The sequence below is a fragment of the Chryseobacterium taiwanense genome, assembly GCF_000813825.1.
Classification (GTDB): domain Bacteria; phylum Bacteroidota; class Bacteroidia; order Flavobacteriales; family Weeksellaceae; genus Chryseobacterium; species Chryseobacterium taiwanense.
Window position 1 is genome coordinate 610,959 of the sequence record NZ_JWTA01000004.1, and the last position, 21,911, is coordinate 632,869.

Sequence of the window (21,911 nt, forward strand, 5' to 3'; positions counted from 1 at the left end):
GATCACGATAATTATTTTCATTAACACAGCAATTTTACATAAAAATAAAAAGCCAAATAACGATTCATACATTCTATTGTAATTTTAGACCCTATTTTAAATATTTTATATAAATTTGTCAACTTAATATATTTTATTATTGACTGTTATGAAGAAACATTTACTTTTAATTAGCACATTAGCTGTAGCTTTAGTTAGCGCACAGAATAATGATGCTTTGAAAAGAGAGTTTGAGAGACAAAACAAAGAGAACAATGTAAAATTCGACTCTTATGTTGCGAAAGTGTATGGAACAAATTTAGATGCAGAAAAGCTAAAAGAAATAGAATCTCTAAGAGCTAATTTAGCTGGATTTAATTTTGGAGTTCCTTATTTTTTACAAGCAGAAGATACAAGACAGTTGCAAAACTCAAATTCTGATCTGCTCAATACTTCAGGAAATATTACTGGTTTGACAGGTGCTTTTAATGGAGAGAATATAAAGTATACTATTTTTGATGGTGGAAATATTTATGATACTCATAATGCCTTTAATAATGCTACTGGAAGAATCACCAACAAAGAAGATGTTTTACAAAGCTACTCTGATCATTCAACAGGTGTAGCAAGCTTTATCGGGGGAAGAGATGCCCCCTTAACTAGTAATGGTGTACCGGTTGGAAATGCTAAAGGTGTTGCTGTCAATTCTACAATGGATAGCTATATGTTTAGTACAACAACTTTACCTAATAACTCTTCAACAAGTACCGTTTTTCAAAAGATTCTTATAGCCCAGCCTAATGTATCTAACCATTCTTACGGGGTTAACTCGGGATGGACAGAAGCTTATAACTCTACCGGATATGCTTCTTTTACATATAATGGTTTTAAAGCTTCAAACGGTACATTCTATGATTACCAAGGAACTTACAACACTAATGACAAAATGTATGATGAAATTGTCTATAACAATCCCTCTTATATTATTGTAAAATCCGCTGGAAATTATTTTAATATGGGACCAACCGGAACTGGATCAAGTGCTCCAAAATATTACAACTCTGGAAGTGGAGCTGTTGCATTCAGCTCAACAGATACTATACCTCCCAATAATTGTTCTTTAGGGTATGATTGTATTGGAACTGGATCTCTTGCAAAAAACATAATTGTAGTAGGGGCAACAGACATTATCACTACAAATAATTATCGTTATAATACCGCAAGTGATGTTATTCACTCTAGCTATAGTAGTGCCGGTCCAAGAGATGACGGAGGAATTAAGCCGGATATATCAACCGTTGGAACAAATGTTTTTTATGCAGCCACCGTTAATACTTCAAACGCTTCAACTTGGGCACAAGGAAGTGGAACTTCTTTCTCTGCGCCTATCGTAACAGGTATTATCGGGCTTTGGACTCAAATTAATAAGCAATTATTCAGCAATTCATTACTAAGTGCTACGTCAGCAAAAGTCCTTACTATTCACTCTGCATCAGAAGCAGGAAATATTGGTCCAGATCCTCAATTCGGATGGGGTTTTATCAATGCTAAGAAAGGAGCTGAGTTATTAGTTGGAAAATCTAACAATACAGTTATTTTTAATAATGAAACTTTAACAAGTGGGGTCACAAACTCTAAAACAGTTAAAGCTTCAGGCTCAGAACCTTTAAAAGTAACAATTAGCTGGTTAGACCCTAAATACACACCCAATTACCAACTTGTATCTGATGTTTATAATAATAGAACATCTAAATTAATCAATGATATTGATTTAAGAATAATTGATACTACGAATAATACTATTTACTATCCTTGGAAGTTAAACGCAGATAGCCCAATGACTCCTGCCACGAAAGCTGACAATACAGTTGATAACGTTGAACAAGTTGTAATTGATGCTCCTGTAGCTGGAAGAGCTTATAGAATTGAAATTACGAATAAAGGAACATTAGTAAATGACGCAGGAACTGCAGCCCCTCAAAACTATTCAATCATTGTAACTGGATACAACGAAGTATTAGGTACTAAAGAAGCAACCAACTCTGTTAGCGGAATTATTGTTGCTCCAACACTTACTAAAGATGTTGTAAATGTAATGAAAGCACCTAGAAAATCTACTTACACAGTATATGATTTATCTGGTAAAAAATTACAAAATGGTGTAATTAACAATGATCAGGAAACCATTAACTTATCGGCTTATACGAATGGAGTTTACATCATTGAAGTAAAAACTGATAAAGATGTAATTTCTAAAAAAGTTATCAAAGAATAATAAAGAAAAACATAGCATTTAACACAAAATACTAACACTTGTTAGTATTTTGTTTTTTTATGTATATTTGCTTCCTATGGAAAATACACTTCACGGAAAAGTTTCTCAGGATATTCTGTTAAAAGCATACAACCATATGATGCTTGCTAAAGCAATGGCAGACATTTATGAAGAAAACAGAAATATTTGCAAATACGTTCATAGTACTTCAAGAGGTCACGAAGCCATTCAATTGGCAACAGCATATCAGTTAAAAAAAGAAGACTGGGTTTCTCCTTATTATAGAGACGAAAGTATCCTTTTAGGGATTGGTTTTGAACCTTATCAATTGATGTTACAATTATTGGCAAAAGCTGACGATCCTTTTTCCGGAGGAAGATCTTATTACTCTCACCCTTCAAGCAGAGATGAAAACAAACCCAAAATCATTCACCAAAGTTCAGCAACAGGAATGCAGACGATTCCGACTGCAGGTGTTGCTCAAGGGATAAAATATATTCAGGATTTTAATTTACAGCAATTTGAAAACAATCCGGTTGTTGTCTGCAGTCTTGGAGACAATTCCGTAACGGAAGGAGAAGTGAGTGAAGCGCTTCAGTTTGCCGCTTTACATCAACTTCCTATTATTTTCTTGGTTCAGGATAATGAATGGGGAATTTCCGTAACAAAAGAAGAAGCCAGAACTTGTGATGCTTACGATTTTGTAGCTGGATTTACAGGATTGAGCAGAATGAGAGTAGACGGAACTGATTTCGTTGAAAGCTTCGAAGCGATGAAAAAAGCTGTTGACTTTGTAAGAACTGAAAGAAAACCTTTAGTTGTTTGTGCAAAAACAGTTTTAATTGGTCACCATACTTCAGGAGTTAGAAGAGAATTCTATAGAGACGAAGAAGATTTAACCAAACACAGAGCAAAAGATCCAGGAGAAATTCTTAGAAACCAATTACTTGAATCTGGTGTTGATGAAGAATTATTAAAACAAATTACGAAAAAAGCTCGTCTTGAAGCTGAAGAAGCCTTCGAAAGAGCTAAAAATGCTGAAGATCCGAAACCAGAAACCGTAATGCAACACGTTTTTGCTCCAACTCCTATTACGGAGGAAGTCGGAACTCGTGAACCTACAGGCGGAGAGAAAATTGTAATGGTGGATGCTGCTATTCACGCTATCCAAGAATTAATGTGGAAACATCCGGAAGCCCTTCTTTACGGACAGGATGTTGGTGAAAGAATTGGTGGAGTTTTCCGTGAAACAGTTACTTTAGGTAAAAAGTTCGGAAGCAAGAGAGTATTCAATACAGCGATTCAGGAAGCGTATATTATAGGTTCCACAACAGGTATGAGCGCAGTTGGTTTAAAACCGATCGTTGAAGTACAGTTTGCAGACTATATCTATCCGGGAATCAACCAGTTGATTACTGAAATTTCAAAATCAAGTTATTTAAGTCAGGGTAAATTCCCTGTAAGCAATATCATCCGTGTTCCGATTGGAGCATACGGAGGTGGTGGTCCTTACCACAGTGGAAGCGTTGAAAGTATTTTAGCGAATATTAAAGGAATTAAAATCGCTTATCCAAGTAACGCTGCGGACTTTAAAGGTTTATTAAAAGCGGCTTATTACGATCCAAATCCTGTAGTTATGTTAGAGCACAAAGGGTTGTACTGGAGCAAAGTTCCGGGAACTGAAGATGCAAAAACAATCGAACCTGCGGAAGATTATATCCTACCTTTCGGAAAAGGAAAAGTAATCATTGAAGCTGATAAAGAAGAAACTGAAAAAGGAAGAACTTTATTGGTAGTGACGTATGGTATGGGAGTGTATTGGGCTAAAGAAGCTGTGAAAAACTTCAATGGAAGAGTTGAAGTAATTGATCTAAGAACTCTAATTCCTCTTGATGAAGAATTGGTATTCGAAAGAGTAAAAGCTCATGGAAGATGTATCGTTTTAACAGAAGAACAACTTACCAATTCATTTGCAGAAGCTTTTGCCCACAGAATTTCTAAGAATTGCTTTAAATATCTTGATGCTCCGGTTGAAACAATGGGATCACTAGATACTCCGGCTGTTCCGATCAACTTAATACTGGAAAAAGAAATGCTTCCAAACGCTGAAAAACTTTCCGCAAAAATAGAAGAAATGCTGAAGTATTAATTCTGGTAAAAATAAATAAGACCTCTAAAATATTTTAGAGGTTTTTTTGTGCAATTTTTTTATTACTTTTAATAAAGTATTAAAACGCAAAGCACCAATGATCACCACAAAATACATTAATTACAAACAAATTCTCAATGTATCCGGAACTCATCTTATCTGGATTTCAATTTGGTGTACTTTAATCACCGTTTTATTTCACTTTTTTCGTTGGGAATGGATGATCATTCCTTGGGTTCCGGTTGCCCTCATTGGTACCGCAGAAGCTTTTTTAGTGGGTTTTAAAAATAATCAGGCTTATGACAGACTTTGGGAAGCCCGAAAAATTTGGGGCGGAATTGTAAACTCCAGCCGTTCCTTTGCTTCTATGGTATATGCTTTTAATACAGACAATGAAGAAGTTGGACTTTTTGATTTAGAAGACCGAAGAAAAAAAATTGTACATCGCCACATTGCGTGGTTATATGCATTTCGAGATCAGCTTTTAGTTCCGACTGAATGGGAACACATCAAAGCAGAAGAAGAGCACTCTTCACATATTAATCATAGACGTAACAGATTAATTAAAGCAGGGTTTCCAGATTATGGAAGAACCCCTATTTTTCTTAACAAATACCTTTCTGAAGAAGAGGCAGAACTTCAATCTCATTATAAAAACTTCGCAACATTTTTAGTCTCTCAACAGGCAAAAGATGTCAATGATCTAAAAAATATCAAAGCGATTTCTGAATTCAATCAGACACAGTTGCAAAATTGTCTCAATGAATTCTACAACTTCCAGGGACAAGCAGAAAGGATTAAAAAATTCCCTTCCCCAAGACAGTTTGCAAGTACAGCATTTATTTTCAATGTACTTTTTATTATGTTGCTTCCATTAGGTTTAGTCAACGAATTTGCTAAACTCGGAACTTGGGGAGTATGGTACAGCATTCCGTTTTGTATAATCATCGGATGGATTTATATTATTATGGAATTAGTAGGTGACTACTCCGAAAATCCGTTTGCCGGATTAATGTTTGATGTTCCTATGCTCTCAATCTGCAGAACCATTGAAATTGATTTATTACAAATGACCGGAGAAACTGAACTCCCTGATCCTATTAATTCTAAAAATGGAGTCTTGGTGTAAAGGAGATATTTAAAACTATATTTATTCAAAATTTTCACACAACAATTGCAGTCGTATTTTTCACTTCAGAGATCATAAACGAGCTGTGTGTACTTGCAATATGTTTAATCGTAGTTAATTTGGAAAGCATGAAATTTCTGTAATCCTGCATATCTTTCACATTAATCTTCAATATATAATCATAATCACCACTCACATGAAAACATTCTGTTATTTCAGGTAAATTCACCACTTCTTTTTCAAATTCAATGACGTATTCTTTTTTATGCTGAACCAACTTCACATGACATAGTACCGTAAAGTTTTTATTGATCTTATCTTTGTTCAGGATCGCAACATATTTTGAAATTACTCCTAGTTTTTCTAATTTTTTAATACGTTCATAAACAGCCGTTACAGAAAGACCTAGTTTGTAAGACAGTTCTTTGGTAGTTTGTTTAGCATCTTCCTGCAAATAAATCAACAGTTTTTTGTCAAAATCATCAAAATCCATAGTTATATTTTTGGTTTAACTTTATATTCGATACATAATTTAAACAATATTACTACATTTTTTCAATTCTATAGATTTATATTCTAAAAAATTAAAATACCATTGTAAAAAACATCAGTTATTTACATTTTTATCCGTATTAAAAATCATCAAAACTATGGACCACTTTAATGCGGCTAACGAAATTCAGGATTTACAATATTTCGGAGAATTCGGAGGAGTAAATCCTTCTATTTCAGATAGCTCAACCTATACTTTCCTTTCAGCAAAAACAATGTTTGATACTTTCGAAGGAAATGCAGACGGATGCTACCTGTATTCAAGACATTCTTCACCTATGAATCTGTATCTTTCACAAGCTTTGGCTAAAATGGAAAATACAGAAACGGCTAATGTAACAGCATCCGGAATGGGAGCAATTACTTCTGTTCTAATGCAGATCTGCAAAAGTGGAGACCATATTATTTCAAGCAGAACCATCTACGGAGGAACATATGCCTTTTTAAAGAACTTTCTTCCCCCTTATAACATCAATACAACTTTCGTTGACATCAACAACTTTGAATCGATAGAAAACGCTATTACACCCAATACAAAAGTTATTTACTGCGAAAGTGTAAGCAACCCGCTTTTGGAAGTTGCCGATCTTAGAAGACTTTCTGAAATCTGTAAAAAGCACAATCTAAAACTGATTGTTGACAATACTTTTTCACCTTTATCAATCTCCCCTACTTCATTGGGAGCAGATATTGTGATCCATTCTTTAACGAAATTCATCAATGGAAGCAGCGATACTGTTGGTGGTGTTTACTGTGGAAGTCAGGAATTTATTAATGATACTAAAAACGTAAATACTGGAGCTTGTATGTTGTTGGGACCCACTATGGACAGCTTCCGTTCGGCAAGTATCTTAAAAAACCTGAGAACTCTTCATATCAGAATGAAGCAACACAGCCACAATGCGATGTATCTTGCTGAAAAATTCGAAAACGACGGATTAAGAGTAGTATATCCTGGTTTGAAATCCCACAAAAACCACGAGCTTATGAAAAGTATGATGCATGAGGAATACGGATTCGGTGGTTTATTGACATTAGACGCAGGAACAACTGAAAAAGCGAACGAACTGATGGAAATGATGCAACAGGAAAACTTAGGTTATTTAGCCGTAAGTTTAGGGTTCTACAAAACATTATTCTCATGCTCCGGGAGCTCTACTTCTTCTGAGATTCCAGAAGAAGAACGTACCGAAATGGGAATTTCAGACGGCTTAATAAGATTCTCAATCGGGTTAGATCACGATATTGAAAGAACATATACGAAAATGAGAGAATGCATGCTAAAAACAGGCGTTCTCAACCATGAAACCATTTCCATATTCTAATTTATTGTATAAAAGCTGTTGAAATTCAACAGCTTTTATTTTTTTTAAATGTAGTATTACACTGTCATTCTGAATGGAACGAAGTGAAATGAAGAATCTTTTTATAATGAGATTCTTCCTTCGTCAGAATGACAAATGATAACTTATTTTTTTCAATTTTTATGAAAATGTTTTGGGAATGCCTCTTCCGGTTTCATTTTTAATACATTCAGTAAAATCCACGATTTTAAAAATCCATAACCGTAAGAAAACATTTGGATATAAGTAGAAACTACAGCCATTGCAGCAATCGCAACATTTTTAGTAACAATAAGCGCATGAAGCAATACCATAAAAGTATACAATCCAAATAAGGCAAGGATAAAACCTCTTCCCAACACGAAATACTCCACAAATCCTAAAACATATCCTAACAGGAATAAAGAAGGAAATGCAAATGAAATCTTTACATAATTAGGATGTCTCTGATTCAAAATTGGTCGTGCACAGCCAAACTGATAGACTTGTTTCGAAAATTTACCAAAATCTACACGTCTTTTATGATACACCGCAATATCATCGAAAAAAGCCGTTGTAAAGCCATTTTCCCAAAGCGTCATAGAAAGATCCGGATCTTCACCGATTCTCATTTCTGAAAACCCTCCTACTTTTTCAAAGACTTCTTTTTTCACTCCCATATTAAAACTTCTGGGCTGAAACTTGGAAACCGCTTTTTTATTTCCTCTGATCCCTCCTGTCGTAAAAACCGAGGTCATAGAGTAAGAGATTGCTTTCTGCATCAGATTAAAGCCTTTATGTGCCTTATCTGCTCCACCAAAAGCATCGCAAGGAATTTCAAGAATATCTTTTTTAATATTTTCGATATAATCTTTTTCTACAATTACATCACTGTCCACAAAAACCAGCCAATCATTGGCCGCTCTTTTAGCACCATAATTTCTACTCAAACCCGGTCCTGAATTATCTTTTCTGAAATATTTAATATCTAAAATCCCATTAAAATTCTCAATTGTAGGTTTCAGATCTATGAGCGAACCATCATCTACAATAATGATTTCAAAAACTTTATCAGTTTGAAAAGTCAGTGAATTGAGAAGCTCGAAAAGTTCATCTTTTCGGTTAAATATGGCAACAACAATGGAAATCGTAGGATTCAAATCTGGAAATTTTATTATTAAATGAAAAGTGATGTATTAAAGTAATATTCTAGTTTTCTAATTTATGTACCTTCTTCGTTCCCTCATACATTTCATACTGCAAAAATCTTGTTTCCAATTTTCCGTTGAAAAGCTTGATTTTTCTTGACGGACGAAGACCGATTTTCTTTACCGCTTCCAAATCTGAAGAGATGAGCCAAGCCAATGTATTTGGGTAATGTGTTTTGAAGGTATCTCCTATTTTTTTGTAAAAATCATCATCATTAATCGAAATTCTCTCATCATAAGGCGGATTGAAAACCATCAATAATGGGAAAAGATCTTTTTTAGAATCAAAGAAATTCTGTTTTCTTACTTCAATCACATCTTCCATTTCGGCAGCTTCAATATTCATTCTTGCGGCATTCAGCATTCTTGCATCAATATCGTAACCAACGATCTTTCCTGTAAATTCTCTTACACGATTAATTCTGAATTCTTTAATTTTCGCAAATAAATCAGCATCATAATTCTGCCAATTCTGGAAAGCAAATCTTTTTCTGAAAATCTGCGCAGGAAGATCCATCGAAATCATCGCTGCTTCGATCAATAAAGTTCCTGAACCACACATTGGATCTAGGAAATTTCCTTTTCCGTCCCAACCTGCCAATTGCAGCATTCCGCTTGCTAAAACTTCATTAATAGGAGCTTCACCCTGCTCTCTTCTGTATCCTCTTTTGAACAAAGGATCACCCGAAGAGTCTAAAGAGATTGTAATTAATTCTCTGTCGATATGAAGGTGAAATTTAATATCGGGATGTTTTGTTTCTACATTCGGACGTCTTTTGAATTTTTCCTGAAAATAATCCACAATAGCATCTTTCATTTTCAGTGTTACAAACTGAGAATGCTTAAAAGTTTCAGAATTTACGGTTGCATCAATCGCAAAAGACTGATCTACATCCATAAAATCTTCCCAATTGAACTTGAAAAGCCTGTCATAAAACTGATGTTGGTTGAAGGCTTTAAATTCATGAATTGGTACTAAAATTTTCAATGCCGTTCTTGCAGAGTAATTGATCTTATATAAAAAGCCCAAATCTCCTTCGCAGTTTACCGCTCTATTCTTAACTTCGACCTTTCTTCCGCCCAGTTTTTTGATCTCTTCTGCTAAAATTTGTTCAAGACCAAAAAATGTTTTTATCTGTATCTGTATATTGTCTATGTCCATAAGTAATTATTAAAAGTGTTAAAGAATTAAAAACTAAAAGATTAGGTATTCATTTTTTCAATCAATTGAATCTTTCAATCTTTCAATCTTAAAATACTTTTCCTTTTACCGCACAAATTTAGTTATTTTTGTATTATGGAATGGTTTGAATCTTGGTTTGATACCCCTTATTATCATTTGCTTTATAGTAACAGAGACTATACTGAAGCAGAAAATTTTATCACAAAACTTACAAAAGAGCTTCAGCTCCCAACTTCTAGCACCATCATCGATCTTGCTTGCGGAAAGGGAAGACACTCGGTTTTCCTTAATAAATTAGGCTATGAAGTGATTGGTTTGGATCTTTCTAAGCAAAGTATTGAACACAACAAGCAGTTTGAAAATGAAACTTTACATTTTAAAGTTCATGATATGAGAGACGCCATTGATTCAAAACCTGTAGATGCTGTTTTCAACCTGTTTACCAGCTTTGGATATTTCGACAATGAAAAAGATGACAAAAGTGTTTTTCAATCTGTATACAATTCTTTAAAACCTGACGGCTTCTTTGTTTTGGATTATCTGAGTGAAGAGTTTGTAAGAGAGACTTTGGTTCCTGAAATGGAGGTGCACAGAGAAGGAATTGATTTCAATATTACCAAAAAGATTGAAGGCAGACATATCATTAAAGACATCCGTTTTGAAGCAGATGGTAAACCTTTTCATTTCTTTGAAAAAGTAAAACTTCACACATTAGAAACCATCAATTCTTACGCCACTGAATGTGGTTTTGAAAGAGTTAAAATCTGGGGAGATTATCAATTGTCTGAATTTAATGCAGAAAAATCACCCCGTTGTATCAATTTATTTAAGAAAAAATAATCTGAAATTGGTTTGAGGATGAATACTAATATTGTATTTTTATTAGCGACCCTTTTTTCAATTTATTCCGGAATTCAATTCGGATATTTTGATAGTCATACTCCTCCTCCTCAATTTCTTATTTCCAGTTTATTGGTAATTATTGGAATACCTTTAATTTTTTTCAGAAAAATAATTTTTAAAAATAAAACAAACTATAAATTACACCTCATCATAATAAGTGTGAATCTTATAATTGTTTTACTTTGTTTCTCACCACTTTTAAATTAATATGACTGTTACTCTACTTATATTAAGCGTCATTGCCGGAGTTTTACTGGGAAAGTACTTTGGTAAAAAAGAAAAACTGGCAAAAAATCTCTTAATTTTAAGCGCCGGATTTTTAATTACGATCTGCTTAAATGAAGTTTTCCCTCAAGTATACACAGCTGAAGCAGGAAGTAGCTTGGGAATTTTTGTCATTGCCGGTGTTTTGCTACAGATGATTCTGGAAGCTTTAACCAAAGGTTTTGAGCACGGACATTTTCATCATCATAACGATCATAATATTCTTCCTGTTGCTTTAATGGTAGGATTATTCATTCATGCTTTCATTGAAGGAATTCCTTTAGCGAATGAAGAACAGGAATTATCCCCTTATCTACTAGGAATTGTTTTCCATAACCTACCTATTTCTTTTATTTTGGGAGCATTCTTATTCAACAGAAAAGAAGGTAAGTCTACCACTTCTTATCCGTCCCTTTTAATTGTGGCTTTATTCGCGCTGGCTTCGCCAATGGGAATGTTATTGGGTAATTATTTCAATCCCGATTTACAGCCGTATTTCTTAGCAATTGTAGGAGGAATTTTCTTACATATCTCTTCTGTAATCATATTTGAAAGCAATAAGAACCATAATATCGACTGGGTAAAAATCGGATTAGTGATTTTAGGGGTTTCTTTGGCTTTGGTTATGCATCTCTTCCATGATCATTCTCATGTTGGTCATCATCATTAAATAAACAATCCTTTTTAAAATATAATAAGAGAGACTCTACGTAAAGTCTCTCTTTTTTATGCTTTCTTGATTCTAAACTTTTATCAATAAAAAGCTCCGAATTAAAATTCGGAGCCTCAATTTAATCACTCATTACACATCTGGAAATTAGAATTTCCATCCTAATGTAATAAAGAAGTTGTTAAAAGTATTTTTAACTTCAGATACTGCATAGCTTTCATTGGCTACATCAAAGTCTGAAGAACTATATCCTGTAGAATAATAAGGACTTCCTGAGATCACCTTACCATATAAGAACGGATTGTTATATTTTGAACTTACATTCTGGTAAGAGGCATCAATATAAAAAGCTCCGAAGTCGTATCCTAAACCTGCTCCGAAAGTATTTCTTTCACCCAATGTCCAGTTATTATAGCTTGTATTTCCTGCAGTTCCCGCATTAGAATAAGCACTCACTGTACCTGAATCGAAAGGACTTGAAGCATAAGAATACCCTCCTCTTAATCTGAAAGATTTAATTCTGTATTCTGCTCCTACTCTTACTTCTGAAAGGTTTTTGTAGTTATCTTTAAAGAAATCATTCAATTCTTTATCTGCATCTATTTCCTCTTTGTACTTAGGTCTTGTAATTCCTAATGTATAATCTACGTTGAAAGAAAGATTTTTGCTTGGAACATAAGCACCACTCACGGTTGCTTTCATAGGACTTCTAAAGTTTACAGTCTCACTGTACGTTCCGGATCCCATATATCCTTGGTTATCCAAACCGTATTCCGTGTAAATTCTATCCATTCTCCACCAAGTCGGTGTTTCAATGGTAGCTCCTAATCTTAATTCTTTACTTACTTTCCCAATCATACCAAATGAAGCTGAAAACCCATTTGATTTTTCGGTATAAGGTGTATATTGTTTATTGAAAGAAGAAACAGAATTATCTAAATCCAGTCCGAATGCTGCCGTATCCCATTGTTCAACATCAGCATAATGAAAATTAAGACCAGCACCGAAGTATAAATAATTTTCGTAATTCGCACCTACCCCAATATTCATCTTAGACTTTGTTCCGTATCTGTTATAAGCATGCCCTAAATACGTCAAATTACCTGTAACAGGATTGTTATTAGAATCAATAAGATCTTTTTGAAGAACTATCTTTGAGTTCCCCGGGCTTTCAACATAATTCTCAATAGACTGATTGGAGAAATTAACCCCAACATTTACAAACTTCCATCCGCTTTCTGTCATCAACTGAAACGCTGCTATACCTCCTACATTTCCGATATCTACTTTATTAACATTATAATCAATAGAAGAACCAGCCAATGAACTCTTGTTCTTATTATTGGTAATAGAAAGCGTTGCGGAAACATCTCCCGAAATAGCAACCCCTAAACCGGCCGGGTTAGTAAGCAAAGAACTTGCATCTCCACCTAAAGCCCCGTTAGAACCTGCCATCGCGTTAAACTTTGAAGAACCATTCATCGGAGTATTTGAATATACGTCGATGGAATTCCTTAAGACCGAAATATCCTGAGCCTGCGCAAAAAATGCAACAGAAATACTCATTACTATTAAAGATTTTTTTAACATTATTTTTTGAATAGTTATTATTTTTTATTATCTGCCACCTCTGAAGCCACCGCCTCCACCGCCGGATCTGAAACCGCCGCCGCCTGAAGAACCTCCTGATCTAAATCCACCTCCGCTATTAGAGTTGTTGAAGCTTCCGCTGTTATTTCTGAAACCTCCGTCACTTGGTCTTGGCTGAGATTGTTGAGGGTAGTTATTATAATTTGGTCTAGGTTGTGAATTCTGATTACGGAATCCTCCCTGATTTCTAAATCCACCATTATTATTGTTTCCTGGTCTAAAACCTCCGTTGTTGCCATTGTTTCCTCTGAAGCCTCCTGTATTTCCGTTTCTGAAACCTCCATTATTAGAATTAACGTTATTTCTGAAACCTCCGGAGTTTACCCCATTTTTATTACCAAATCCTCCATTATAGCTGTTATATAATCTTCCGTCAGCTCCTCTTCTTTTATAAGGTGCATAGTAATTACTTCCCCAGTATCCGCCATTCCAGCCCCAATATGGACTTCCGTAGTAGCCTCCCCAATAAGGATTATAGTAACCTCCCCAATACGGGTATCCCCAAGAGTTCCAACCGTTCCAGCCCCAAGAGCTTCCCCAACCCCATGAAAGGCCAAAGTTCCAGCCCCATCCGCTGTTCATACCCCAATACGGGCTATACCAACCACCCCATCCCCACGGAGAACCCCATCCCCATGAATTATCGTAGTAGTTAGTCTGAGAACCGGCAAAAGCTCCCCAGTCAGAATCTGTTGCGTTATTGTTAGTATTCCAGTTATAATCATTCCAAGAATCATATCTTCCTTCTCTAGAATTCGCTTCTGAATTTTGGATAATATTAGAACCTTCATTGTAATCGTAGTATTCACCTACTCTGTTGCCGCCATCATTAATAATCACTCCTTCTGGTAGTGTATCTTTATTAGGGTCATAGTAAACCCCGTCTGTCTCACTGTAGCCACCCATCTGAGCACCACAAGACACGAGTAATAATCCGCCTGCCACTGCTAAAACTCCTTTTGATTTTACCATACCAAGCAAATTTTTATGTATATTTCTTTTCATGATAACGTAAAAATTTTTAATTTAAATTATATTTGCAATCTGTACTAAAAACGTACCAAAACTCATGTACAAATATCTATCAAAAATAGATTTTTATTTTTAGATAACAATAATAGGAAAAAGTTAAAAAAATCAAAAAAAATAATGGCAAAATTAACCTCAAGAAGCGAAGATTACAGCAAATGGTATAATGAGTTAGTTGTTAAAGCTGACTTAGCTGAAAACTCAGGAGTAAGAGGTTGCATGGTAATAAAACCATATGGCTATGCAATCTGGGAAAAAATGCGTGATGAAATGGATAAGAAATTCAAGGAAACAGGTCACGTTAATGCTTATTTTCCGCTTTTTGTGCCCAAGAGCTTGTTTGAGGCTGAAGAAAAGAATGCTGAAGGTTTTGCCAAAGAATGTGCAGTGGTGACTCACTACAGATTAAAAACAGATCCGGACAATCCTTCAAAGCTGATTGTAGATCCGGATGCGAAACTGGAAGAGGAATTGATCGTTCGACCAACTTCAGAAGCAATTATCTGGAATACTTATAAAAACTGGATTCAGTCTTACAGAGATTTACCGATATTAATCAACCAATGGGCAAACGTTGTTCGTTGGGAAATGAGAACACGTCTTTTCTTAAGAACGGCAGAATTCTTATGGCAGGAAGGACACACTGCTCACGCTACAAAAGACGAGGCAGTAGAAGAAGCTGAAAAAATGAATAAAGTATATGCAGATTTTGCAGAAAACTTTATGGCAATCCCAGTAATTCAAGGATTGAAAACACCTTCTGAAAGATTTGCAGGAGCTGATGAAACGTATTGTATTGAAGCTTTAATGCAAGACGGAAAAGCACTTCAGGCGGGAACTTCTCACTTCTTAGGTCAGAATTTCGCAAAAGCATTTGATGTAAAATTCACCAACAAAGAAGGTAAAATAGAACATGCTTGGGCAACATCTTGGGGAACTTCAACCCGTTTGATGGGAGCTTTGATCATGACTCACTCGGATGATTTCGGATTGGTATTGCCTCCAACTTTGGCTCCGATTCAAGTAGTAATTGTTCCGATTTTTAAAGGAGAAGAGCAATTAGAACAAATTAGTGAAGTAGCATTGGATATTCAGGCTAAATTGAGAGCAAAAGGAATTTCTGTAAAATTCGACAACGATACTCAAAACAAACCGGGATGGAAATTTGCTGAGTACGAATTGAAAGGTGTTCCTGTAAGAATCGCAATGGGACCAAGAGATTTGGAAAACAAATCAGTAGAAATTGCAAGAAGAGACAACTTAACGAAAGAAGTTCGTTCTATCGATGGTCTAGATTCTTACATCGAAGAATTATTGAAAACAATTCAACAGGATATTTACAATAAAGCATTTGAATTCAGAAAAAATAATATCACGAAAGTTGATACGTATGAAGAGTTCAAAAAAGTCTTGGAAGAAAAAGGAGGTTTCATCTATGCACATTGGGACGGAACTGCTGAGGAGGAAGAACAGATTAAAGATGAAACGAAGGCAACTATCAGATGTATTCCTTTGGATGATGACATCGAAGAAGGTGTTTCTTTAATCTCAGGAAAACCATCTAAAAGACGAGTTTTATTCGCAAAAGCGTATTAAAATTAACGCAATAAATTTGATAAATCTTTAAAAATCTTCGCGATTTTTAAAGATTTTTTTTTGATTTCACCATTTAAAGATATTTTTTTATAAATTTATAACACATTAATCTCAAAATAATTTATTATGTCTTTAAATGTCATTGATTTAATTAAAGGACAATTAGGTCCTGCTCTAGTATCTCAGGCTGCAGCCCAGTTTGGAGAAAGTGAATCAGGTATTTCTAAAGCAATTGGAGGTTTATTGCCTGCTGTTGTAGGAGGATTGGCAAATAATTCGGATAATCCGGGAGTTTTGGATGCCATTACGAATGCCTCTTCGAGTGGAATTTTAGGTAATTTGTTGGGAGAATCTTCTAACAATTCCATCATTACGACATTATTATCCTCAATTTTTGGAGACAAACTGAGTGGATTAGTAAATACAATCGCTACTTTCGCCGGAATCAGCAACAACTCCTCAAGCTCACTACTCAACCTAGTGACAGGAGCCGCCGCAGGTTCTATCGGAAAATATGCCGCAGATAATAATTTAGGGCAATCCGGAATTTCAAGTCTGTTAAACGATCAAAAAGGAATTATTTCTTCATTACTTCCCGCTGGTCTTTCTCTTGGAACTCTAGGATTAGGAAATATTTTCGGAGGAGCTTCTGAAAGTGTTTCTGCCGCTACGTCTAAGGTAACAGAAACTATTTCTGATGCTACCTCTAAAGTGACAGATTCTATACCATCATATTCTTCTTCTGATAATAACAACAATGACGGCGGTGGCGGTTCAATCTGGAAATGGCTTCTTCCTTTGTTATTATTAATTGCCGCAACGTATTTCATCTGGAAGCAGTGTGAGAAGAAAAAAGCAGATGCAACGCTATCAACAACAGATTCTACAACCGTAATTACCGACAGCACGGCTACTATTACCCCTTCAGATACTACAGTAACAACAACTGTTACAAAGGTAGATGAAGATATTGATCTAAACGGAACAGCATTAAAAGGCTATAAAGGAGGGATGGAAGATCAAATGATCACTTTCCTGAAAACCGATGGGTATAAAAATGCAGCTAATGATGATGCATTAAAAAGCAAATGGTATGATTTCGACCATGTAAACTTCAAAATAGGTAGTGCAACTGAGTTAGAAGCCGGTTCTGAAGGACAGCTTCAAAATTTGGTCGCTATTTTAAAAGCTTTCCCCGAAGCAAAAATTAAAATTGGAGGATACACAGATAAAACAGGTGACGAAGCTAAAAACCTAAAACTATCTGCTGATAGAGCCAACTTCATCAAATCTTGGCTAGGTAAACAAGGAGTTGGAGCACAGGTAATCGCTGCAGACGGATATGGAAGTCAGTTTGCAACTGTAGATGCAAGTGCCTCTAACGAAGCCAGAGCTGTTGACAGAAAAATGGCAGTAAGATTCGCTAAATAAAATCTTTAGAATCTATAAAAATAAAATCCCGGAAATGATTTTCGGGATTTTTTCGTGTCCTTAATTGGTCATTTTGATATATTTAATTACATTTGTTAGTCATTTCTAACATTTATGAATTTCAATTTAAAAAGCGCTTGGCGAAAAGATAAAACTTCACACTCTTTATCAGAAGCTTATTCTTCTGTAAAAGTTCCTAAAAATGCCAGTTTTTGGAAAAAATACCTTGCCTTTGCAGGTCCGGGTTTAATGGTTGCTGTTGGATATATGGATCCCGGAAACTGGGCAACAGATATTGCAGGAGGAGCTCAATTTGGCTATACTTTACTTTCAGTAATTTTAATCTCTAATATTTTTGCAATGGTTTTGCAGCACCTATCTGTAAAGCTAGGCGTAGTTGCGGAAAGAGATCTTGCTCAGGCGTGTCGCGATCATTTCAGCCCAACAACCAATTTCATTCTTTGGGTTTTCTGCGAAATTGCCATTGCAGCCTGTGATCTTGCGGAAGTGATAGGTTCCGCTATTGCGTTGAATTTATTATTTGGTATTCCTTTAACCTGGGGAATTGTGATTACCACCGTTGATGTACTGCTTATTCTTTTACTTCAATCAAAAGGATTCCGTTGGATCGAAAGTATTGTGGGAGGATTGATTTTTATTATTCTCGCTTGTTTTGTTTATGAATTAATTATTTCTCAACCAGCTATTAATGAAGTATTAGGAGGATTAATACCTAAAGCAGAAATCATTCAAAATCCTGCTATGCTATACATTGCCATAGGAATTTTAGGAGCAACCGTAATGCCTCACAACTTATATTTGCATAGCAGCATTGTACAGACAAGAGACTACGACCGTACCAAAGAGGGAAAAAAGGAAGCGATAAAGTTTGCCACGTTAGACAGTACCGTTTCTTTAATGCTTGCTTTTTTCATCAATGCAGCTATTTTGATACTAGCAGCCGCTACATTCCATATTACAGGAAACAAACATGTTGCAGATATTCATGATGCCTATAAAATGTTAACTCCTATTTTAGGGGCTTCCATGGCAAGTATTGCATTTGCCATTGCTTTATTAGCTTCGGGACAAAACTCAACTCTTACAGGAACTCTTGCGGGACAAATCGTAATGGAAGGTTTTCTAAATATCCGATTAAAACCTTGGCTAAGACGTTTGATCACAAGATTAATTGCAGTAATTCCCGCTCTTATAGTTGCCATTTTATACGGAGAAAAAGGGACTACAGAATTACTGGTTTTAAGTCAGGTAATTCTGTCTATGCAATTAAGTTTCGCTGTTGTTCCGTTGGTAATGTTCACAAGTGATAAAGCAAAAATGGGTGAATTTGTCAATAAACCTTTTTTGAAAACCTGCGTTTGGATTATTTCTTTTATCATTATCATTCTGAATCTTTACCTTCTTTACCAAACATTTTTTGGAGAATAGATTTTAAAATTCTAGACTATATAGCAAAATATTAGTCCGATTCATTCTTAATTTGAATGAGCTACCTTTTCTGCCTAAATGTCACGCTTTTTCCTTTGGCAGAATCTTTGCGAATAAAAAGGAAAATAAAGATTGAATTATGGTAAATCAGGATATTAACGAAGAAAGCATCAATAATCAAGAAGAAACAAATATTCAGAACGAAACAACAGCTGAAGACAATGTGACAGCTCAACCGACTGCAGAGGAACTTTTGGCAGAAGAAAAAGACCGTTACATCAGATTGTATGCTGAATTTGAAAACTATAAAAAAAGAACCAGCAAAGAGAAGATGGAATTCTTCCAATATGCCAATCAGGATATGATGGTTTCTATGCTTGGGGTTTTGGATGATTTTGAAAGAGCGATTAAGGAAATTGCTAAAAACGGAAATTCTGCTGATCTGCAAGGTGTTGAATTGATTTATAACAAATTCAAGAATAAACTGACTGAAAAAGGATTGAAAGCAATGGAAGTAAGAGCGGGAGACAGCTTTAATGTAGACTTCCATGAAGCGATTACTCAAATCCCTGCTCCTTCAGAAGATTTGAAAGGAAAAATCGTAGACGTAATCGAAACCGGATATACTTTAGGAGATAAAGTGATTCGTTTTGCAAAAGTAGTTACAGGAAATTAAAACATAAGCAATAAGTAATGGGTAATAAGCAGTTTGAATATTACCCATTTCTCATTACTAATTACTCATATAAAAGATGTCAAAAAGAGATTATTACGAGGTTCTTGAGATCAGCAAATCTGCATCAGCCGACGAAATAAAGAAAGCATACCGTAAAATGGCTATCAAATTTCACCCAGATAAAAATCCGGGTGATAAAGAGGCTGAAGAGAAGTTCAAGGAAGCAGCAGAAGCTTATGAAATATTGAGCGATGAACAGAAACGCGCAAGATATGACCAATATGGTCACGCAGGAGTTGGCGGAAACGGCGGCTTCGGAGGTGGCGGTTTCGGCGGCGGAATGAACATGGAAGATATTTTCAGCCAGTTTGGAGATATTTTCGGTGGTGGCGGTTTCGGAGGATTTGGCGGCGGCGGTGGTCGTCAGCAAGTGAAAGGTTCTAATTTAAGAATCAGAATCAAGCTGAACCTTGAAGAAATGGTAAACGGAACACAAAAAACCATTAAGGTGAAAAAGATGAAGATGGCAGAAGGTGCCACTTCAAAAACTTGTCCTACGTGTGGTGGTTCCGGAGTTCAAATGAAAGTGATGAACACCATGTTCGGTCAAATGCAGACTCAAACCACTTGTGGAACTTGTCAGGGAATCGGAAAAGTTGCCGATAAAATTCCGGCAGGAGCTAATGCACAAGGTTTAGTAAAAGACGAAGAAGAAATCACGATCAATATTCCTGCAGGAGCTAGAGACGGAATCCAATTAAATGTAAGAGGAAAAGGAAATGACGCTCCATTTGGCGGAGTTCCTGGAGATTTATTGGTAATCGTTGAAGAAGAAGTTGACAAAGTAATCAAAAGAGAGGGTGACAACCTTCACCAAGAATTATATGTTTCTTTTGCTGAAGCAGCTTTGGGAACCAAAAAAGAAATCCCAACAGTTGGTGGAAAAGTGAAAATCACGGTAGATCCGGGAACTCAATCCGGAAAAATCCTAAGATTGGCAGGAAAAGGTCTTCCAAGTATCGACAGCTACGGTAAAGGAGATATGTTTATTCATATCAATGTCTGGACTCCACAAAAATTAACGAAAGAGCAAAAAGAGTTCTTCGAAAATCAAATGAACAGCGGAGAAATGGTTGCAGAACCATCCGGAAAAGAGAAAACTTTCTTTGATAAAGTAAAAGATTTATTCAACTAATCATAGTAAAAGAGGCTTAATTTTTTAAGTCTCTTTTTTATGCTTTAATTTCTAGCTTATCATAAACATTAACACTTTCCACAATAGAAATTGAAGAAATATTGAGGTTTTTCTTCATCAAAGCTTCTACATTTCCTCTTCATTTTCTCTATTTTAGTGTTTCAATCGCTAAAAAACGACTATGAAAAAGGCTTTGATTCTGTTATTCTTCACTCAGATCGTATGTGCTCAGCAAAATCCTCGATATTTATTTGATGATTTGTACTTCGCAGATCCATCGATCCATGTTTTTAATAACAAAATTTTCATCTACCCTTCTCATGATATTGATACTGAAGTAAAAGATCCAACTAATGGAGGTCACTATAACATGAAAGATTATCATGTGCTTTCGATGGACAATATTCAGCAGGAAAAAGCAAAAGACCTTGGAATTGTTTTAAAACTAGAAGACATTCCATGGGCTGACAAACAACTTTGGGCTCCTGATATTGCTGAGAAAAACAGTAAATACTTTCTCTATTTCCCTGCGAAAGATAAAAAAGGAAACTTTAAAATCGGAGTGGCAACATCAAATACTCCTGAAGGTCCTTTTACTGCTGAAAAAAATCCTATAAAAGGAAGTTATAGCATCGATCCGACTGTTTTAAAAGACAACAATCAATATTATATTTATTTTGGAGGGTTGAAAGGTGGTCAACTGGAAAAATACAGAAACAATAAGCTTTTATCCGAAGCAAAAGAACCCAATGATCAGGATAATGCACTTTCTCCTAAAATCGCTTTATTAAGTAAAAATATACTTGAATTTGCAGAAAAGCCAAGAGATATTCTGATATTAGATGAAAACGGAAATCCTTTAAAAGCTGGAGATCATGAGCGCCGATTTTTTGAAGGAGTCTGGATTCACAAATACAACAATACCTATTATCTTTCCTACTCTACCGGTGACACTCATAAGCTTGTATATGCAATCGGAAATAATCCTTACGGTCCATTTACTTTTCAGGGAGAAATCCTGAGTCCGGTTGTAGGCTGGACAACGCACCACAGCATTGTAGAAATTGACAAAAAGTGGTATTTATTCTATCATGACAGTAAACCTTCAGGTGGAAAAAATCATTTGAGAAGCATTAAAGTAAGAGAGCTTCAATATGATCAACAAGGACATATTAAACCAATGAACGGGCAAGATTAATTAAATTCTATATTCTCTATTAAAAGCAAAGCGGGGCTTCAATTCTTGAAGCC

General features: G+C 35.5%; 17 protein-coding genes. 12 read left to right on the forward strand and 5 right to left on the reverse strand.

The annotated features are described in order from the left end of the window. Positions 1–148: 148 nt before the first annotated feature. From RM51_RS06260 to RM51_RS06270, 3 genes are all read left to right on the forward strand, one after another. Positions 149–2,254, forward strand: coding sequence for a S8 family peptidase (locus RM51_RS06260; RefSeq protein WP_039366236.1), 2,106 nt, complete (start codon positions 149–151; stop codon positions 2,252–2,254). Positions 2,255–2,330: 76 nt separating this feature from the next. Beyond that, on the forward strand, positions 2,331–4,403 hold the full coding sequence (locus RM51_RS06265; protein WP_039366238.1) for an alpha-ketoacid dehydrogenase subunit alpha/beta: 2,073 nt from the start codon (positions 2,331–2,333) through the stop codon (positions 4,401–4,403). A gap of 97 nt (positions 4,404–4,500) precedes the next feature. Further along, entirely contained in the window at positions 4,501–5,532 is a 1,032-nt protein-coding gene (locus RM51_RS06270) for a bestrophin family protein (protein ID WP_039366240.1), read from the forward strand. A gap of 34 nt (positions 5,533–5,566) precedes the next feature. Here the strand turns inward: RM51_RS06270 and RM51_RS06275 are convergent, their stop codons facing one another. Continuing rightward, the gene (locus RM51_RS06275) at positions 5,567–6,025 is read right to left on the reverse strand and encodes an Lrp/AsnC family transcriptional regulator (RefSeq protein ID WP_039366242.1); all 459 of its coding nucleotides are present in this window, start codon (positions 6,023–6,025) and stop codon (positions 5,567–5,569) included. Positions 6,026–6,182: 157 nt separating this feature from the next. Between RM51_RS06275 and RM51_RS06280 the strand changes: the two genes are divergently transcribed. Continuing rightward, positions 6,183–7,409, forward strand: a complete 1,227-nt coding sequence (locus RM51_RS06280; protein ID WP_039366244.1) for an aminotransferase class I/II-fold pyridoxal phosphate-dependent enzyme — start codon at positions 6,183–6,185, stop codon at positions 7,407–7,409. Between the two features lie 152 nt (positions 7,410–7,561). On the opposite strand, the gene RM51_RS06285 is transcribed toward RM51_RS06280, so the two are convergent. Then, positions 7,562–8,566, reverse strand: a complete 1,005-nt coding sequence (locus tag RM51_RS06285) for a glycosyltransferase (RefSeq protein WP_039366247.1) — start codon at positions 8,564–8,566, stop codon at positions 7,562–7,564. Between the two features lie 49 nt (positions 8,567–8,615). Then, positions 8,616–9,776: a THUMP domain-containing class I SAM-dependent RNA methyltransferase gene (locus RM51_RS06290; protein WP_039366250.1), complete on the reverse strand. Its 1,161-nt coding sequence runs from the start codon at positions 9,774–9,776 to the stop codon at positions 8,616–8,618. A 135-nt stretch (positions 9,777–9,911) separates the two neighbouring features. On the opposite strand from RM51_RS06290, the gene RM51_RS06295 reads away from it, so the two are divergent. Beyond that, positions 9,912–10,637: a class I SAM-dependent DNA methyltransferase gene (locus RM51_RS06295; RefSeq protein WP_039366252.1), complete on the forward strand. Its 726-nt coding sequence runs from the start codon at positions 9,912–9,914 to the stop codon at positions 10,635–10,637. Positions 10,638–10,908: 271 nt separating this feature from the next. Continuing rightward, positions 10,909–11,634, forward strand: a complete 726-nt coding sequence (locus RM51_RS06305) for a ZIP family metal transporter (protein ID WP_039366257.1) — start codon at positions 10,909–10,911, stop codon at positions 11,632–11,634. A gap of 147 nt (positions 11,635–11,781) precedes the next feature. Here RM51_RS06305 and RM51_RS06310 read toward each other — a convergent pair whose 3' ends face one another. Together RM51_RS06310 and RM51_RS06315 are read right to left on the reverse strand one after the other, a co-directional pair. Then, positions 11,782–13,200: an OmpP1/FadL family transporter gene (locus RM51_RS06310; protein WP_228375782.1), complete on the reverse strand. Its 1,419-nt coding sequence runs from the start codon at positions 13,198–13,200 to the stop codon at positions 11,782–11,784. Between the two features lie 51 nt (positions 13,201–13,251). Further along, a complete protein-coding gene (locus RM51_RS06315) occupies positions 13,252–14,289 on the reverse strand; it encodes a hypothetical protein (protein ID WP_039366262.1) in 1,038 nt (345 codons plus the stop codon). Positions 14,290–14,433: 144 nt separating this feature from the next. Between RM51_RS06315 and proS the strand changes: the two genes are divergently transcribed. From proS to RM51_RS06345, 6 genes are all read left to right on the forward strand, one after another. Beyond that, complete coding sequence (gene proS / locus RM51_RS06320; protein WP_039366263.1) at positions 14,434–15,909, forward strand: proline--tRNA ligase; 1,476 nt, start codon at positions 14,434–14,436, stop codon at positions 15,907–15,909. Positions 15,910–16,035: 126 nt separating this feature from the next. Next, a complete protein-coding gene (locus tag RM51_RS06325; protein ID WP_039366265.1) occupies positions 16,036–17,340 on the forward strand; it encodes an OmpA family protein in 1,305 nt (434 codons plus the stop codon). 114 nt (positions 17,341–17,454) lie between these two features. Further along, on the forward strand, positions 17,455–18,789 hold the full coding sequence (locus RM51_RS06330; RefSeq protein ID WP_039366269.1) for an Nramp family divalent metal transporter: 1,335 nt from the start codon (positions 17,455–17,457) through the stop codon (positions 18,787–18,789). Between the two features lie 139 nt (positions 18,790–18,928). After that, entirely contained in the window at positions 18,929–19,465 is a 537-nt protein-coding gene (locus RM51_RS06335) for a nucleotide exchange factor GrpE (RefSeq protein WP_039366272.1), read from the forward strand. 76 nt (positions 19,466–19,541) lie between these two features. Further along, entirely contained in the window at positions 19,542–20,660 is a 1,119-nt protein-coding gene (gene dnaJ, locus RM51_RS06340) for a molecular chaperone DnaJ (RefSeq protein WP_039366276.1), read from the forward strand. A gap of 181 nt (positions 20,661–20,841) precedes the next feature. Beyond that, on the forward strand, positions 20,842–21,858 hold the full coding sequence (locus tag RM51_RS06345; protein WP_052248417.1) for a glycoside hydrolase family 43 protein: 1,017 nt from the start codon (positions 20,842–20,844) through the stop codon (positions 21,856–21,858). Positions 21,859–21,911: the final 53 nt, after the last annotated feature.

Excerpts from the sequence above, each read along its gene's own strand:
- RM51_RS06325 (WP_039366265.1), top strand. The coding sequence starts at position 16,036 with ATGTCTTTAAATGTCATTGATTTAATTAAAGGACAATTAGGTCCTGCT.
- RM51_RS06295 (WP_039366252.1), top strand. The coding sequence starts at position 9,912 with ATGGAATGGTTTGAATCTTGGTTTGATACCCCTTATTATCATTTGCTT.
- RM51_RS06270 (WP_039366240.1), top strand. The coding sequence starts at position 4,501 with ATGATCACCACAAAATACATTAATTACAAACAAATTCTCAATGTATCC.
- RM51_RS06260 (WP_039366236.1), top strand. The coding sequence starts at position 149 with ATGAAGAAACATTTACTTTTAATTAGCACATTAGCTGTAGCTTTAGTT.
- RM51_RS06345 (WP_052248417.1), top strand. The coding sequence starts at position 20,842 with ATGAAAAAGGCTTTGATTCTGTTATTCTTCACTCAGATCGTATGTGCT.
- RM51_RS06280 (WP_039366244.1), top strand. The coding sequence starts at position 6,183 with ATGGACCACTTTAATGCGGCTAACGAAATTCAGGATTTACAATATTTC.
- RM51_RS06330 (WP_039366269.1), top strand. The coding sequence starts at position 17,455 with ATGAATTTCAATTTAAAAAGCGCTTGGCGAAAAGATAAAACTTCACAC.
- RM51_RS06275 (WP_039366242.1), bottom strand. The coding sequence starts at position 6,025 with ATGGATTTTGATGATTTTGACAAAAAACTGTTGATTTATTTGCAGGAA.
- RM51_RS06315 (WP_039366262.1), bottom strand. The coding sequence starts at position 14,289 with ATGAAAAGAAATATACATAAAAATTTGCTTGGTATGGTAAAATCAAAA.
- RM51_RS06310 (WP_228375782.1), bottom strand. The coding sequence starts at position 13,200 with ATGAGTATTTCTGTTGCATTTTTTGCGCAGGCTCAGGATATTTCGGTC.
- RM51_RS06265 (WP_039366238.1), top strand. The coding sequence starts at position 2,331 with ATGGAAAATACACTTCACGGAAAAGTTTCTCAGGATATTCTGTTAAAA.
- RM51_RS06335 (WP_039366272.1), top strand. The coding sequence starts at position 18,929 with ATGGTAAATCAGGATATTAACGAAGAAAGCATCAATAATCAAGAAGAA.
- RM51_RS06290 (WP_039366250.1), bottom strand. The coding sequence starts at position 9,776 with ATGGACATAGACAATATACAGATACAGATAAAAACATTTTTTGGTCTT.
- proS (WP_039366263.1), top strand. The coding sequence starts at position 14,434 with ATGGCAAAATTAACCTCAAGAAGCGAAGATTACAGCAAATGGTATAAT.
- RM51_RS06305 (WP_039366257.1), top strand. The coding sequence starts at position 10,909 with ATGACTGTTACTCTACTTATATTAAGCGTCATTGCCGGAGTTTTACTG.
- dnaJ (WP_039366276.1), top strand. The coding sequence starts at position 19,542 with ATGTCAAAAAGAGATTATTACGAGGTTCTTGAGATCAGCAAATCTGCA.